The sequence below is a fragment of the Pseudomonas pudica genome, assembly GCF_015680405.1.
GTDB classification, from domain to species: domain Bacteria; phylum Pseudomonadota; class Gammaproteobacteria; order Pseudomonadales; family Pseudomonadaceae; genus Aquipseudomonas; species Aquipseudomonas pudica.
On sequence record NZ_JADLJS010000013.1, the window covers coordinates 103323 to 119383 of the forward strand.

A 16061-nucleotide genomic window follows, 5' to 3' on the forward strand; every position below is an offset into this window, starting at 1 on the left:
CCTTGTCTCACGAAGTTGGGTGGCAGTCGTGTACGGTGTGAGACACGGGACATACGGTAACCCCGGCCAGGCCGAAGCCTGTCCGCACACGACCGCCATAAAGCGGTGCTACCGAATGAAATCCGGGTGTCTCACGCCCGATCGCCTTGCGAGGCGACCCCGCGACAGTATTCCGGGAACACTTTCCAGCCAAGACAGCACCTTCCGACAGGTGCTGTAGGATAATTCGACAGGGCGTCCGAACTGAAGCATTTGGTTTCTGGTTCGGAAATGTCTTACAGCTCTAGAACCTAGGCGAGGGCTTTGCCCTCGATCGCCGGCAAGCCAGCTCCCACAGGGTCCGCACCAACTACGAGGCACGTACAAGCCGGCTACCACAGGCCTCAAAAGCGGTGGAGTACCTGTGGGAGCTGGCTTGCCGGCGATTTGGCATCAAGGCTTGGCGGTGCCCTTCCAACCCCCACCCAACGCCAGGAACACACCAATCTGCCCCTGAGCCACTTGGCTATTGGCCGCTGCCAGCTGCGCGCGCATGTCGGTGTAGGTGCGCGTCGCCTGCAGGTCGGCCAGGAACGATTCACGCCCAGCCTGGTAATAGCGGTGCGTCTGGTCCGCTGCTTCCTTGGCCGATTTCTCAGCCTCGGCCAGCGCGTCACGTCGGTCCAACAGGGCGCTGTACTGCGCCAGGCGGGTCTGGGTCTCGCGAATTGCGTTCAGCACTACCCCATCAAAATTCGCCAAGGCTGCTTGAGTCGAGGCTTCGGCCATGCGAATGCGGGCGCGGGTGCCGTTGGTGGGGATGGTCCAGCTGATCTGCGGGCCGAAGCCCCAGCGGTTGGTCGACGGCTCACCAAGGTTCTCGAGGATACCAATCGTACCAACCTGGGCGCCGATGCTGATGTCAGGGTACAGAGCGCCGGTGGCCACGCCAATGTAGGCGGTGGCGGCGGCCAGCTGCCGTTCGGCCTGGCGCACGTCGGGACGGCGCTTGAGCAGCGCCGCGCCATCGCCAACAGGGAGCAGCTGGTTCAGGTGCGGCAGCTCGGCACAATCGGCAGTGCCGGCAGGTAGCTGGTCAACCGGTTTGGCCAACAAAGCGGCCAGGGTGTACAGGCCGGTCTCGCGCTCGGCCTTGAAGCGTGGCAGCTCTGCGCGCAAGGATTTGAACTGGGTCTGCGAGCGGGTGACCTGGGTTTCATCGCCGCGCCCGGCATCACGCAGGCGCTGGTTGAGCTTCACGCTTTGCTCCTGCAGATCGAGCGACTCGCGGGCAATGTGGTATTCCTCGTTGGCCGAGCACACCTGGGTGTAAGCCTTGACCACATCCGCCACCAGGGTGATGCGGGCAGTATCGGCGGCGGCCTGCACTGCGTCGGCATTCGCCTTGGCCGCCTCGGTGCCACGCTTGAAGGTACCCCACAGGTCGAACTGGTACGAGGCACTGATGATAGCCTCGCCGATGTTGGCCACCGGCACTTTCTCTGGCAGCAGGAACGCCTCGCCCGACTCCTGCAGGCGTTGGGCGCCAAGTTTGACGCCACCGTTGAAGCCACCTTGCGACTCAGCCACTTCGACCTGGGCGCGTGCCTTGGCAATATTTGCGGCAGCCACGCGCAGTTCGGTGTTGGCACTCAGCGCCTGGCGCACCAGCTCGTTCAGCCGTTGATCCTGGTACAGCTGCCACCAGTCCTCGGGCACCGGTGCCGACACCACGCTGTCGGCATCCTGGCGCAGCGGGCCGTTGAGGTCGCTGCGTTGCGCCGCCGCGTCCTTCGGCAGTTCATAGTCGGGGCCGACCATCATGCAGGCCCCCAACGACAGGCACAGCCCCGCCAGGATCAGCTGTTTCATGGGCGCTGGCCCTCGATGATCGACACCGTGGCGGTTCGCCCGGCAATCATGCGGAAGTCTTGCGGCACCTCATCAAAGGCGATGCGCACCGGAATACGCTGGGCCAGGCGCACCCAGCTGAATGCCGGGTTGACGTTGGGCAACAGGTTGGCACCACTGCTGCGGTCGCGGTCTTCGATGCCGGCGGCGAAGCTTTGCACATGACCACGCAGGCGGGTGTTGTCGCCCATGACACGAATGTCGACGGCATCGCCGATGTGGATACCGCCAAGCTTGGTTTCCTCGAAGTAGCCGTCGACGTGGTACGAGGCGCTGTCGACCACCGACAGCACCGGGCGGCCGGCGGTGACAAATTCGTGATTACGCGGTGCTCGGTCGTTCAGGTAACCGTCCACCGGGCTGCGTACCACCGAGCGGTCGAGGTTGAGCTGGGCGGTATCGACGGCCACCTGCGCTTCGCTGACGGCGGAACGGGCACGGGCCTCGCGAGACTGACTTTCTTCCAGCTGCTCGGCGGCCACCAGGTTGCCCAGCTTGCGGTTGCGCTGCGCTTCGCGGGTGGCCTGGGCCAGGGTTTCCTGGCGTTCGCCGAGGGTCGCCTTGGCCTGGCGCAGGGCCAGGGTGAAACGGTCCTGATCGATGGTGAACAGCACATCGCCGCGCTTGACGGTCTGGTTGTCACGCACCTCGACCTTCTGGATCAGCCCGGAGACGTCCGGGGCGATCTGGATCACGTCGGCGCGGATGTGGCCGTCGCGAGTCCAGGGGGCGAACATGTAATACACCACCATCTGCCACACGAGCACGGCGGCGAAGGTCACTACCAGCAAGGTCAGGACCACACGGCCCAAGGTCAGCAAAGGTTTTTTCATGGCAGCATCAGGTTTCGGCAAAAGTGGTCTACCGCGCCAAGCAGCACGGCATACAGGGCAACGTTGAACAACGCCCGGTGCCAGACCAGGCGGTAGAAATGCAGGCGCACCAGCACCGCGTGCACCCCGAGGAACAGCAGGTAGGTGCCAAACATCATCACCAGCAGCGTGGGCAGGAATACCCCGCTGATATCCAGTTCACCAATCACAGGGGTGCTCCGTCGAGGCCGGGGGGCAGTTGCGGTTGTTCGGCTGGTTCGAGCATCACTTCCACGCCCGGCAGCAGCGCCAGGCGCAGACCGCTAAGTGCGTGCAGCAGGTGGGTACGGGCATCGCCGCGCTCGTACAGCTCATCCAGGTTCAGCGCCAGGCGCGCGCGCTCCATGTTGCGCAGCAGTGCGGCCGGGGCGTGCAGGCGCTCGCCGGCGCGCAGGCAGGCGGCATAGTGCGCGCCGACTTCCTCGACTACCGTGTTCAGGCGCTCGCGAGCCTGCTGCCCGGCACGCGGCATATAGGCCAGCAGGTCGAGCAGGTTCAACCCCACGCGCAGGTCGCGCAGTGCTACGCCGCTGTCCTGGCCGGTTTGCGACAGACGCGGCAGATGCTGCATCAGGCGGTCGAGCATCTGCACGCCGACCTGGCGGTGCTCGGCCAAGGTGGCCGGCTCGGTCATTTCGACGATGTCGCGCCAGGCGAAGCGGGTCATGCGCTTGGCTGCCAGCTCCACGCCGAACGGGCGCATCACCAAGGTCCAGATGAAGGCGAACAGCAGCCCCACGGGGCCGGCGAGGTTGGAATTGAGGAAGGTGAAGAAGTCAGCATCGTAGGCGCCCTGGATGCTGATGAAGGTCGAAGTGTTGACGATGGTCAGCAAGGTACCCAGGTAGAAGCGCGGCTGCACGGTCAGGGTGCCGACGCAGATGAACGGCACGGCGAAGGCCAGCACCAGCATCGGGAAATCGTGCAGGTTGGGCAGCACCAGGAACAGGTACAGGCTGGAGAAAATGACCGACATCAGCGTCCAGAAGAAGAACTTGTAGATCTGCGGTGCCGGGTCGTCCATGGCGGCAAAGAAGCTGCACGACACGGCGGCGAGGATCACGGCGCTGGCGCCGTCGTTCCAGCCCAGACCAATCCACAGGCCGCAGGCGACAATGATCGCCAGCACGGTGGAGGTCACGGAATACAGCATCAGGCCACGGTCGAAGAACGCCGTCAGACGACCCAGGCGCCAGTGGCGGTACACCGCGCGCCAGGGTTTGGAATCGTCGCTGCGCAGGGCATGTTGCAGGCTGCAGCAGTCCTGCCACAGGTCGGCCCATTCGGTCAGGCGATACAGGGCGTTGGACAGCAGCAGTTCGGCACGCTGGTCGAGGGCAGCGGCGCCGGGCTGCAGGCGCTCGATCTGTTCGTGCAGGGCGGCCCAGCGGGCGACGGAGGCGCTGTCGACGGTGCCCTTGAGCCATTCGCGGGCGGCATCGAGCAACGGTTGCAACTGGGCAAACTGTGCCGGGGCGCGGCCTTCGAGGGCGACCAAGGCGTCGTCGAGGGCATCGATCACGGGCAGCAGGTGGATCATCCGCCCGCGCAACTCGCGTGCGTTTTTCAGGGTGTGCGGACCGGCACCTTCATGGCCGAGCTGGCCGATCATCAGCTCCAGCGAGTTGAAGGTGGCGACCATCCCCCCGCGCATGCCGCCAACCTGGTCTGCGCTGGCCTGGCGGGCCAGGTAGGTGTCGCTGTAGCGGATCGCCTCGGTGAACCAGCTACCAGTGGCACCGACTACAACTGGCGCCAGCCGGCGTGGCCAGAAGATCGCTCCGACCACCGCCGCACAGACGATCCCCAGGCAGATTTCCTGGGCGCGGGAAGACGCCACGTCGAACACAGCAAGCGGGTTGTCGACCACCGCCAGGGCAATCATCGGCAAGGTGTAGCCAGCCAGCATCAGCACATAGTTGTTGGCGGTGCGCAGGTTCAGCGAAAGAAACAGCAAGGTGCCGGTCCACAGGGCGATGGCGATGCTCAACAGCAACGGCGACTGCACCAGCGGTGGTACAAGGAAAATCGCCCCGCCAGCGCCGAGCAGTGTGCCTAAGGCACGGTACAGGGCCTTGGAGCTGGTGGGGCCAAGGAACGGGCTGGAGACGATGTACACCGTGGCCATGGCCCAATACGGGCGCGGCAACTGCATGAGCAGGGCGATGTACAGGGCGATCATGGAGGCGGCAAAGGTACGCACGCCATAGAACCAGTCGCGGGCCGGGGGCACCGAGCTGAAGAAACCGTTCATGCTGCCCCGCCTGTGTTGCCCAGGCCGGCGGCTTCGAAGGCACGCAGCACGCGCAAGGCGGCTTCCAGGTCGGCCTGGTCGATGCCATGCAGCACCTCACGGCGCAGGCGCACCAGTTCGGCTTCGATGGATTCGGCCAGGGTGCGGCCTTCGGCGGTCAGGCTCAGGGCCTTGGCGCGGCGATCCAGCGGGTCTTCGCTGCGGCATGCCAGGCCAGCCTTGCACAGTTGGTCGAGCAGGCGCACCAGCGACGGGCTTTCCAAGCCGGAGGCCTGGGCCACGGCCACCTGATGCACACCGTCACCCAGGCGCACGATCATCAGCAACGGCGTGGCGCAGGCCTCGGAAATACCGTAACCGGTCAGCGCGGTATGGCAGATGCGCCGCCAATGGCGAGCGGCAACCACCACGCCACTGCTCACTTGCAGGCGCAGGAGATCAAGGGACATGAAAGGAACCAAGGATATTCATAGTTTGCTAACTATCAATATACGCCTGTGCCTCCCCCTGTCGTCAACCGTGGGGATGGATGAATTGTTTTTCATGCTGGGGCTTTTGGTCCGCCTGTGCCGGCTTCTTCGCGGGTAAACCCGCTCCCACAGGTGATGCATACGATTCAAGCCATGCGCGGTACCTGTGGGAGCGGGCGAGCCCGCGAAGGGCCCGGACAAGCAGCAGCGCATTCAGGGCTGTATCTGGTCTTCCAGCTTCATGGTCAAGGCCAGTGTGCTGCCCATCTGCACCGCCCGGTCACGCCACTCCTGGTAGCGGCCCTCGTCACGGCTGCTGAAGTGCACCGCCAGCTCTTCTGCCGCCTGCACCACCCCCGCAGCTGCCGCCAGCTCAAGCCAGTACAGCGCGGCCTTTAAATCAGCCTCCACGTACAGCCCGTGCATCAACCGGTAACCCACCTCGAAACGGCAGCGTGCTTCGCCCTGCTCAGCCCCGCGCAGGAACCACTGGTAAGCCTGTATCAGGTCGACTTGCCATTGCAGGCCGCCATCACACACCTCTTCCTCGTACAGGTCACCCAGCGCGGCAGCAGCATGCAACATGCCCCGCTCGAATGCCTGCCGGTAGCACTCCGCCGCCTGTACATAGGAGGGGTCGATACCTTTGCCGAAGTAATGTTGCTGCCCTAGGTTGAACCACGCCGCGGCATTGCCTTGCAGGGCCGCCATGCGCAACAGGTGGCCGGCCAACACGGTGTCAGCACGCCAGTATTTGCCGTTGAGCCAGATCCAGCCAAGGTCGTTGAGCGCCGCCACGTTGCCTTGCAAGGCCTGGCGGCGCAGGTCGACGTACACCGCCTGCAAGTCGCTGGCTTCGTCCAGACGGGTGACAAGCAGCGAGCGTTGGCTGGGCAACCCTATCCCGGCAAACAGTCGCTGTCGCCTCCCGACAGCGGCCGGCGGGGCAATGACCCGCTCGGGCAGAAGGCGGGCAAGCAGCGAATGGATATTGCTGGCAGCAGACATGTTCATCCTCATTGAACGACACACAACCCCAACCTTCGGCTGTGATGAGGCGTGATTCTGCGTGACGTAACGTCAAAACCTGTCGCGAACGATTCGGCACCAGGCAACCAAATGCGACTTCCTTGATCTGAGCAGGCTGTGGCCAATTGCCATGACCCACGCCTGCCGCCATCCTATTGCGGCAAGCCTAGACAAGGACGTTATCTTTTGCCGTTCGCCACCACTCGCGCCACCCTCAGTCGGCAGTGGGCGCTGCTGCGCCAGCTGCCCAGCCGTTCCCCAGGCATTACCAGCGCCGAACTGGTCTGGCGCCTGCGTGACGTGGGCTTCACTGTAAGCAAACGCACTGTCGAGCGTGATCTCAACGAGCTGTCGCTGATATTTCCGCTGGAGCGCAATGACAAGAGCATCCCGTTTGGCTGGCACTGGTCGGCGAGCGCAGTGGGCGACTTGCGCGGCAATTTCGACTTGTTGACGCATCTGCGCGGCGATGCGCTGCAACCGGCTCGGGGTGAGGGGGTGGAGTTGGTGGCGCGGATCAGCGATACGCTGGCGCGGCAGTTGCGGGTTGCGCCGTTGAGTAGCGACATGCAGCTGACGGCGTTGGAGCACGGGCATCGGTTGCAGGCCACGGTAAGTGACGGCTGGCCACTGCGCTGGTGGCTGTTGAGCCATGGCGATGGGGTGGTGGTGGAGCAGCCGGGCGGCTTGCGGGAGGAGATCGGCAAGATCCTGAGCAATGCGGCGGCGCAGTACCAGAATTTTTAGCCTGTACCGGCCCTATCGCCGGCAAGCCATCTCCCACAGGTAATGCACAAGCCTTGAAAGCTGTGGCTTTCCTGCGGGAGCTGGCTTGCCGGCGATGAGGCCAGTGCAGGTCAACGCTGCATTCCCCAGCGCCGTACCGTCAGCCGCTCCAGGGTATTGAACACCAGCCCTTCCACCAGCAAGCCGATCAGGATCACCACCGCCAACCCGGCAAACACCTTGTCGGTGTACAGCTCGTTGCGGTTCTGGAAGATGTACCAGCCCAACCCGCCTTTGCCACTGCTGGCCCCGAACACCAACTCGGCAGCGATGAGCGTTCGCCAGGCAAATGCCCAGCCGATCTTCAGCCCCGACAGGATCGACGGCAGCGCCGCAGGGACAAGGATATGCAGCACCAGCCGCAGCCCCTTCAGGCCGTAATTGCGCCCGGCCATGCGCAAGGTTTCCGACACCCCAAGAAAGCCCGCATAGGTATTCAGCGCCAGCGCCCATAGCACCGAGTGCACCAGCACGAAGATCAGGCTGTTGTCGCCCAGCCCGAACCACAGCAGGGCTAGCGGCAACAAGGCAATCGCCGGCAACGGGTTGAACATCGAGGTCAGGGTGCCCAACAGATCGCGCCCAAGCTGGGTCGACACCGCCAGGCTGGTGAGGCCAAAGGCCAGAATGATCCCCAGCAGGTAACCCTTGAGCAGAATCACCAGCGACACGCCAACCTTGGCCGGCAACTCACCGCTGACCATGCCGTCCCACAGCGCCGTGGCCGTCTGCAGGAAGGTCGGTAGCAACAGATCGTTGCCCTGGTAGCGGGCAATGGCCTCCCACAGCACGGCGATCACCAGCAGGATGACCGCCTTGCGCAACCAGCCGTGCTGCCACAGGCGCTGAGCCAACGGCAGGCTGCGCTCCACAGGCACACTGAGCAAAGGCTCCAGCTGCACCTCGTATTCCTGGCGTACAGGTGTAGTGGTCATGGCTGAAGCTCCTGTCAGTAGGCGATACGGATATCGTTGAAACCAAGATCGTCAGGCTGCTCGGGGGCACCCACCTCATCGAACAGCAAACGATGGATGCGTCGGGCACTGGCCTGGAATTCGCTACCACCCAGGCTGCCCAGGTCGTACTGGTGGCTGTGTACTTCGGCACGCACCCGCCCCGGGTGTGGGGACAACAGCAGGATGCGGTTGCCGACCACCAGAGCCTCTTCGATGGAGTGGGTAACGAACAGCAGGGTAAAACGTACCTCCTCCCACAGCAGCAGCAGTTCTTCCTGCATCTTGCGCCGGGTCAGCGCATCAAGTGCTGCGAAAGGTTCGTCCATTAGCAGGATCTTCGGCTGCGTGGCCAGGGCACGGGCGATCGCCACGCGCGCCTTCATCCCTCCCGATAGGGTGTGCGGGTAAGCATCGGCGAAGGCGGCCAGGCCGACTTTGTCCAGGTAGTGCAGTGCCCGCTCCTCGGCCTCGGCGCGTTTCAGCTGGCCCGACACCAGCAGAGGGAACATGACGTTCTGTTTCACCGTCTTCCATGGCGGCAGCTGGTCGAACTCCTGGAACACCACGATGCGGTCGGGGCCTGGGCCGCTGACTGGCTGACCTTGCAGCAGAATCTGCCCCTCCTGGGGCGAGATGAACCCGGCCACGGCCTTGAGCAAGGTGGACTTGCCGCAGCCGGAAGGGCCGAGCAGCACGAAGCGGTCGGCACGGTCGACTTCGAAGCTGACCTGGTGGGTGGCCCGCACCACGCGTTGCGCGGTGCGGTATTCGAGGCTGAGGTTATCCACCTTGAGCAAAGGTGGCGTTACGACACGGCTCAGGTTGCTGGCCGTGTGGCCTGGCAATGGGGCGGTCATGATCGATCAGCTCCCCTGCAGCGGCCGTTCATCCTGGAAGAAGTACTCCTTCCACGACTCCGGCTTGTGTTTGATGGCGCCTACCCGATAGAGGAAGTCGGCCAGCTTGTAGGTGTTTTTTGGCGTGACCGTGAATTCGTAATGCGGGTTGTCGATCAGCTTGATCAGCGTGTCGCGATCGATCTTCGCCTTGGTCACGCGGATGTAGGTGTCGGCGGCGGCTGCCTTGTCCTTCTGGGCGAAGTCCGCGGCTTCGGCCAGCGCATCGACGAAGGCCTTGTAGGTCTTGGGGTTGTCCTTGCGGAATTTCTCGGTGGCAAACAGCAAGGTCGGCGAGTTGGGGCCGAGCAGGTCGTAGCTGTTGAGCACCACGTGCACGTTCTTGTTGACCAATACCTGGTCCTGGAACGGCGGGTTGGAGAAGTGCCCGTTAAGTTCGGTGCCGCCGGCCAGCAGCGCGGCAGTGGCATCCGGGTGCGGCACGGCCAAGGTGTACTTGTCGAGGCGGTTGTATTCCTTGTCGCCCCATTGCTGGGCAGCGGCGTACTGCAGGAAGCGCGACTGCACCGAAACGCCTACCGCCGGCACGGCGATGCGGTCCTTGTCGGAGAGGTCGGCAATGGTCTTCACGTTGGGGTTGCTGCTGACCAGGTAGTACGGGAAGTTGCCCAGCGAGGCCACGGCCTTGACGTTCTGTCGGCCCTTGGTGCGGTCCCACACGGTCAACAATGGGCCAACACCGGCACCGGCAATGTCCACCGAACCGGACAGCAGTGCATCGTTGATGGCCGAGCCACCCGACAGCTGAGCCCAATCGACTTCGATGTCGATGCCCTGCTCCTTGCCATGTTTTTCGATCAGATGCTGGTCACGTACTACGTTCAGCAGCAGATACACGATGCCGAACTGTTCGGCGATGCGAATCTTGCCTTCTGCTTGCGCCGCGGCGGGGGCCGCCAGGCTGCCTACGACCAGGCTTGCGCCCAAGCCGATGCTTGCCGCCAGGCGGCTGATGGATTTACGCATGGTGGGTTTCCTCAGTCGTCAGAACGGGGCATCGCCCTGGATGGTGGTGCGATACAGCTTGCGTCGCAGATGTGCGGGGCAGCCGGTTGCCAGGTGGATCAGCGAGCGGTTGTCCCAGAACACCAGGTCGTGGGGCTGCCACTGGTGGCGGTAGATGTTCTGCTCCAGCACGCTCAGGGCATACAGCTGTTGCAGCACATCGCGGCTTTCGTCGCTTGGCAGGCCGACGATACGAGTGGTGAAGCCTTCGCTGACGAACAGCGCCTTGCGGCCGTTCTCCGGGTGGGTACGCACCACCGGGTGGATGACTTCCTGTACCTGCGCCAGCTGCTCGGCGGTCAGAGTCGGGCGCCAGTTGCCTTCGAATTTGGTCTCGGCATAGCGGGCGGTGTAGGAGTGCGCAGCATCACGGCCCTCGATCACCTTGCGCAGGGCTGCGGGTACGGCGTCCCAGGCCTTGTGCATGTCGGCAAACAGAGTATCGCCGCCCTGGTCGGGCAGTTCCTGGGCATGCAGCATGGAGCCGAGGCTGGGCAGTTCCTTGTATGACAGGTCCGAATGCCAGAACTTGCCGGCATCACCCAGGCCGATGTTCTGGCCGTTTTCAATGATGTTGGAAACGATCAGGATCTCGGGGTGGCCGGCGAGCAGGAACTGCTTGAGCACATGGATCTGCAATGGGCCAAAACGGCGGCTGAAGGCGATTTGCTGGTCGGGGCTGATGCGCTGGTCGCGGAACACCAGCACATGGTGATCGAGGTGGGCGCGATGGATACGGGCGAAATCCTCGGCGTTGACCGGTCTGGCCAAGTCCAGGCCGATGATCTCGGCGCCTACGGCACCGGAGAAGGGGCGGATTTCGAAGTGTTGCGGCTGGGCGCTGTCGGTGATCGACAAGGCGTTCGAGGCGGCTGACATTATTCACTCCCACGCAGTGCGCGACTTCAACGGCGCGCAACGATCAGAAACGCACGGGGATTTCCCGTGTGGGTTCAAGTCGTGCGGCGCATCGATTGGTCGACGGGTACGCAGTGGAGGCGACTATATAGTCATAAGAAAATTATTTTAAATACCGATAAAGAATAACCATAGCACTGCTGTCACGGGCAGTACGAATCAGATCAACCCGCTCTGCTCTTCTTCATCGATGAGGTTGTTCAGGCTGCTGAGCGCCTTGCGCGCTTTAGAACGGTTGAGCAGCTTGGCCTGCGCACCAGCGGGCAGGTCGGTGATCTTGAACACACCCTTGGCGGTCAGCACATCGATCAGGTCCTCGAGCACGCGGATCATGTCGAGGTCGCTTTGCTTGAGCTGGTTGAGGCTGTTTTCCACATCGTCATTGGCAAACCATTCCTGGATATCGGCATGGTCGGCGGGGAGTATTTCGGTGAACTCGTCAAAAGCGGCTGCTTCTACCCGCAGCAACTGGCCAGCGTCGTCGCGTTGCACGTAGAACATGGCAGTGTCCCTCGTCACATTGGTTCCTTGGTGGTAGACAGCAGCATAGGCAAAGATCACCGGGCACGCAGGCCCGGCGCCAGAGTATGCGCTGTCGCAGGATGTCAGGAAAGTGCCATGGCCGCTGAGCGGCCAATCGCTGGCTTGCCGGCGATCGGGCTGCAGAGCAGCCCGCTAGCGCATCAGCAATCAGCTGTCCTTGTTGTGGATGATGATGGTCGGGTCAGCACCGCTGATCAACGAGTTGATTGTGGTGTTGGACCAGTTCACCCCTTCCAGCTTGATGGTCACGTCGGCGTTGGCGATACCACCGGCGGCGTTGAGCTTGCCTTCGCTGCTGACCTGCAGCGTCGTCGTGCCTTCCACCGTGGTGAGCTTCAGGTAGTTGTCGATGGTGCTGCCCTTCTCTCCCTGGAGCAGGTCCTTCAGGTCGATACGGTCGCCTTCGGCCACCTTGAAGTCTTTGATCACGTCTTTGCCGGTATCGCCAGCCTTCCATACGAAGGTGTCGGCACCGCTGCCACCGGTCATGGTGTCATCGCCCTTGCCGCCAAGCAGGATGTCATTGCCTTCACCGCCGAGCAGAGTGTCCTTGCCCAAGCCACCGATCAGGATGTCATTGCCCTTGCCACCGTCGAGAGTGTCGTCGCCGCCTTGGCCGAACAGAAGATCATTGCCCGCGCCACCGTTGAGAATGTCGTTGCCATCGTTACTGCGCGAGACATCGAATTCGCTTACGTGCTCGACGATGTACTTGTGCAGCACGCGACCGTCGACATCACCCAGGGCCACACCCAGCTGGCCTGCGACATATCCCTGTATGGCTTCGACACCGTTGCCGGCGACCGAACCGAAGCTCACCAGGTCACCGAAGATGATGTCGTTGCCGTCACCACCGTTGACGGTGTCATTGCCTGGCACGGTGGCTTCGGTGTGGCCCAGGATCGCTTCCGCCAGTTTGCTCGGGTCGATATTGGTCTGCGGCTTGCTATCGGTGTCGTAAGGCTTCAGGTCGTTGACATTGACTGCACTGTTCAGGCCGATGGCTTCCACGCCAGACAGGTTGGACAGCAACAAGAAGCTCTGTTGCGAGTTGTAGTCCACAGAGTAGTAACCGCTTTCGGCGTAAGAGAACTCGAAGGTGCCATCACCTTGGGCGTGCAGCTGCCCGGATGCACCACTGTCGTTACGCCATCCTTTGTTGTAGTACTCAGCGGTCATGTTGCCTTTGGCATCGATGCTGAAGCGGTTGTCGCTGCCCACCATCTTGTTGGTGACCACGTCGCCCAACTTGTAGCCGATCGACTTGAGCACGGAATCCACCGTGGTGCCGATGTTCCTGAAGGTGCCCTCACGTTCGCCAGCCTGGTACACGTTCGGCTGACCGTCGGTGATGAAGAACGTCTGACGGCTGCCGGTGTTACCCGCGTCCATCAATTGCTTGAACCAGTTGGCGGTGGTCTTGAAGGCATCCTCGTAGTTGGTCGAGCCGCTGGAATAAAGCGTATTGAGCGCAGTGTAGAGCGAGCTCAGCGCGTTCTTGTCGCCCAGGTTGACCGAAACCGTACTGTTCACTTGGGTGGAGAAGTCCACCAGCAGGATGTTCACTGTGCCGGACTGCGCGCCCTTGACGCTGTTGGCCAAGGTATCGAACACCGACTTCAGCGAGTTGCGCGCGGCATCGACAGCGCTGCCCATGCTGCCTGAGGTATCGACGATGAACGCAATGTTGTAGTCCTGGCCCGGCGTCACGTGCAAGCCACTGATGTCTGCAACGATGATGTCACTGGTGGCGGTGCCGGTGAAACTGTCGCTGTCGGTGGTCAGGTTGCTGGCGGTGTAGGTGTCCGGATAAACGGTTACCTTGATCGTACCTTCGGTGGAGGCTTTGCTGCCACCCACGCTTTCGGTAGCGGTCGAGGTGACCTTCACATCGAAACTGCCCTGGTAGTACGCCGGTGGCTTGATGCTCAGGCCGTTGAGGTTCCAGCCGGTGACGTCAACCGAAGTGGCGCCGACGGTTACGGTATGGCCGGCGCCATCGCTGATCACCGAACCTGCCGGAATGCCGTCCAGCTTGACGCTCAGGCTCTCGGAGCCATCGGTGTCGGTCAGGTTGGTGGAAATGCCAACCAGCTTGACGGTGCCGTTCTCCGGCCCTTCGTTGAGCTTGTAGCCGTCGTAGTAACCTTGGCCGTCACTGCCATGGAAATCGGATACGGAAAGCCCGGCGTTACCCATCGCCGCAACGTTCGGGTACATCGGGATGGCCGAGCTGCTCAGGTCGGTCACCGGGCCGTTGCCGACCTTGACGTTGATATCCAGGCTGCCCGGGCCGGACTGGTTGGCATGGTAGATCTCGAGGGTGTAGTAGCCGCTGACAGGCGGCGAGAAGCTGCCGGAGATCGTACCGCCCGCCCCCCAAGTGGCGCCGACCACGCTGGTTTTGCCGATGTAGACCTGCAGGCTGTCATCGGCTGTGCCGCTGAAGGTGTAGGTCTGGCCGGCTTCCAGGTAGATAAGGCCGGAGGTCTTGGAGCCAGTGCCGGCGGCAACGCTGCCGCCCGAGTCGGCGCTGGCAACCTGCTCGGTCTTGCTGGCACTGCCAGAGTTGGCGAACACGTTCTTCAGCGCAGTACCGCTAATGCCGTTGCCGTTGGTGCCCAGGCCCGTGAGGCTGTTCCAGGTTTCCTTGGTCAGGCCAAGCGAATCTGGGGTATTGCTGCCGATGTTCAGGCCAGGCTTGTCGGCTACAGGCGTAATATCGACCTTCAGCGTGGCCTCGTTACCAGCAGCGGTACCGTCGGTAGGCTTGTACTTGATCTGGGCATAGTCGGCCTGCTTGTTGCCGACGCCCGTTCCGCCATATCCGTCGATACCCGACTCGTTGGGTTTCGGCACGAACCGCAGGTTGCCGGCAGCGATGTCGGCCTGGCTGACGGTCTGGTTCTGGGCGACGTTGACCCAGGCGGTGCCGTTGAACAGCTGCAGGGAACCTGCTGGCAGCTGGGTGAAGGTCACACCCAGGCTCGACAGGGCACTGTCGACGTCGGAAATGTTGAAGTCCTTCCAGGTCAGCACCAGCGGCGTGTCTTCGACGCCAGTGACGACGCCGCCGGCGGCAACCGGTGCGTCGTTGACTGCGATCACATTCACCGTGGTCGTGGCGGTGTTCGAGGTATTCACGCCGTCGGTCACCGTCACGGTGATGATGCGAGGCGTGGTGCTCGGGTTCTCGCTGCTGTTTATGAAGGTGATGTTCTTGATCGCCTGGATATAGTCGGCCAGCGATGCAGCGCCGCTCAGAGTCAGGACTACCTTGCCGTCGGTACTGTTGGCGTTGATCGTGATGCCGTTGACACTGTTACCCAGGTTCAGCGCGTCACCCGGCTGGCGGTTGGTCAGGGTGACCGTCGCGCCAGTCAGCTTCGAGCTGTCGAAGTCGGTGATGGTGACGTCCACATCACCGATCGACACACCACTGCCCGGCTGGTTCTCGGTGAAGGTGGTCTGGTAGTCGGCACCGGTCTTGCCGCTGGAGTCGTTGCCATCCAGGTCCAGAACCGGGGCCGGCTCGAAGATCTGGGTGGTCACGCTGCCGGCGCTGGAGCTGATGTCGAGCTTCTCGAAGTTGCCACCGGTGGCCGAATCGATCTTGACCGTGAAGTGCTCGGTGCCCTCGGTGGCGCTGTCCTTGAAGGTCGGGATGGTGAACGTTGCCTGCGTGCTGTTGGCCTTGATTACCACGGTGGCCACGCCGGTGTAGTCAGTGCCATCGGCCGCGGTGCCGGTGTAGGTCAGTTTGACGGTGACGTCGGTCTCGGCCTTGTTGGTCAGGTTCAGCACGTACGTGGCATCGCCACCTTCAGCAACCGCGGCGGTGCCGCTGATGCTCAGGGTGGTGGTCTGGATGGTATCCGTCACCGCAGTGACCGCCGCCGTATCGCTGACGTTCAGTTTCTCGAAGTTGCCACCGCTGGTTTCGGTGATCTTCGCCGAAACGTTGCCTGCATCGATATAGACGTCATCGGTCGGCGCCGGAACGGTAACGCTACCGGAGAGCTTGCCCGCTTCGATGCTGATGACGGCACCATTGCTGAGCTTGATGGTCATGTCGGTGCCGGCCTTGTTGGTCAAGGCGGCGGTGTAGGTGATCTGGCCACCTTCCTGGACGGTAGGAGTGGCAGTCAGGGTCAGACCGGTGCTATCGAGGGTGTCGGTAACTTTGGTCACAGCTGCAGTGCTGCTGACGTTCAGCTTCTCGAAGTCACCACCGGTGGTGCCGGTAACGGTCACGCTCAGGTTTTCGGCATCGAGGTACACGTCGTCGCCTGGGGCATCGACGGTGATCGACGCTTCCTTCGAACCGGCCGCGATGGTGATGGTTTCACCGTTGCTCAGCTTGATCACCAGGTCGGTACCGGCCTTGTTGGTCAAGGTCGCGGTGTAGGTGATCTTGCCGC

At 62.6% G+C, this 16061-nt stretch carries 13 protein-coding genes; 1 reads left to right on the forward strand and 12 read right to left on the reverse strand.

Annotated features, from left to right (window positions below; genetic code table 11):
• Positions 1-432: 432 nt before the first annotated feature.
• From IRZ77_RS12215 to IRZ77_RS12240, 6 genes are all read right to left on the reverse strand, one after another.
• Positions 433-1851, reverse strand: a complete 1419-nt coding sequence (locus IRZ77_RS12215; RefSeq protein WP_196173579.1) for an efflux transporter outer membrane subunit — start codon at positions 1849-1851, stop codon at positions 433-435.
• On the reverse strand, positions 1848-2723 hold the full coding sequence (locus IRZ77_RS12220) for an efflux RND transporter periplasmic adaptor subunit (RefSeq protein ID WP_039614279.1): 876 nt from the start codon (positions 2721-2723) through the stop codon (positions 1848-1850). Before IRZ77_RS12220 ends, IRZ77_RS12215 begins: the two co-directional genes overlap by 4 nt.
• Positions 2720-2932 carry a DUF1656 domain-containing protein gene (locus IRZ77_RS12225; RefSeq protein ID WP_003255905.1) on the reverse strand — a complete coding sequence of 71 codons (213 nt, stop codon included), beginning with the start codon at positions 2930-2932 and terminating at the stop codon, positions 2720-2722. Before IRZ77_RS12225 ends, IRZ77_RS12220 begins: the two co-directional genes overlap by 4 nt.
• On the reverse strand, positions 2929-5016 hold the full coding sequence (locus IRZ77_RS12230; RefSeq protein ID WP_196173581.1) for an FUSC family protein: 2088 nt from the start codon (positions 5014-5016) through the stop codon (positions 2929-2931). Before IRZ77_RS12230 ends, IRZ77_RS12225 begins: the two co-directional genes overlap by 4 nt.
• Positions 5013-5465: a MarR family winged helix-turn-helix transcriptional regulator gene (locus tag IRZ77_RS12235; protein WP_046616439.1), complete on the reverse strand. Its 453-nt coding sequence runs from the start codon at positions 5463-5465 to the stop codon at positions 5013-5015. The genes IRZ77_RS12230 and IRZ77_RS12235 overlap by 4 nt, the downstream gene beginning before the upstream one ends.
• A 234-nt stretch (positions 5466-5699) precedes the next feature.
• Positions 5700-6494, reverse strand: a complete 795-nt coding sequence (locus tag IRZ77_RS12240) for a tetratricopeptide repeat protein (RefSeq protein ID WP_046616440.1) — start codon at positions 6492-6494, stop codon at positions 5700-5702.
• Positions 6495-6701: 207 nt separating this feature from the next.
• On the opposite strand from IRZ77_RS12240, the gene IRZ77_RS12245 reads away from it, so the two are divergent.
• Positions 6702-7262 carry a WCX domain-containing protein gene (locus tag IRZ77_RS12245; protein ID WP_025337264.1) on the forward strand — a complete coding sequence of 187 codons (561 nt, stop codon included), beginning with the start codon at positions 6702-6704 and terminating at the stop codon, positions 7260-7262.
• A 110-nt stretch (positions 7263-7372) separates the two neighbouring features.
• On the opposite strand, the gene IRZ77_RS12250 is transcribed toward IRZ77_RS12245, so the two are convergent.
• The 6 genes from IRZ77_RS12250 to IRZ77_RS12275 all read right to left on the reverse strand — a co-directional run.
• Entirely contained in the window at positions 7373-8236 is an 864-nt protein-coding gene (locus tag IRZ77_RS12250) for an ABC transporter permease (RefSeq protein ID WP_046616441.1), read from the reverse strand.
• Between the two features lie 14 nt (positions 8237-8250).
• Positions 8251-9114 carry an ABC transporter ATP-binding protein gene (locus IRZ77_RS12255; RefSeq protein WP_046616442.1) on the reverse strand — a complete coding sequence of 288 codons (864 nt, stop codon included), beginning with the start codon at positions 9112-9114 and terminating at the stop codon, positions 8251-8253.
• Positions 9115-9120: 6 nt separating this feature from the next.
• Positions 9121-10140 carry an ABC transporter substrate-binding protein gene (locus IRZ77_RS12260; RefSeq protein WP_046616443.1) on the reverse strand — a complete coding sequence of 340 codons (1020 nt, stop codon included), beginning with the start codon at positions 10138-10140 and terminating at the stop codon, positions 9121-9123.
• 18 nt (positions 10141-10158) lie between these two features.
• Positions 10159-11058 carry a TauD/TfdA dioxygenase family protein gene (locus tag IRZ77_RS12265; protein WP_046616444.1) on the reverse strand — a complete coding sequence of 300 codons (900 nt, stop codon included), beginning with the start codon at positions 11056-11058 and terminating at the stop codon, positions 10159-10161.
• A 198-nt stretch (positions 11059-11256) separates the two neighbouring features.
• A complete protein-coding gene (locus IRZ77_RS12270) occupies positions 11257-11598 on the reverse strand; it encodes a hypothetical protein (protein ID WP_046616445.1) in 342 nt (113 codons plus the stop codon).
• Positions 11599-11787: 189 nt separating this feature from the next.
• The coding region (locus IRZ77_RS12275) for an immunoglobulin-like domain-containing protein (RefSeq protein WP_196173583.1) at positions 11788-16061 on the reverse strand (4274 nt) is incomplete at its 5' end.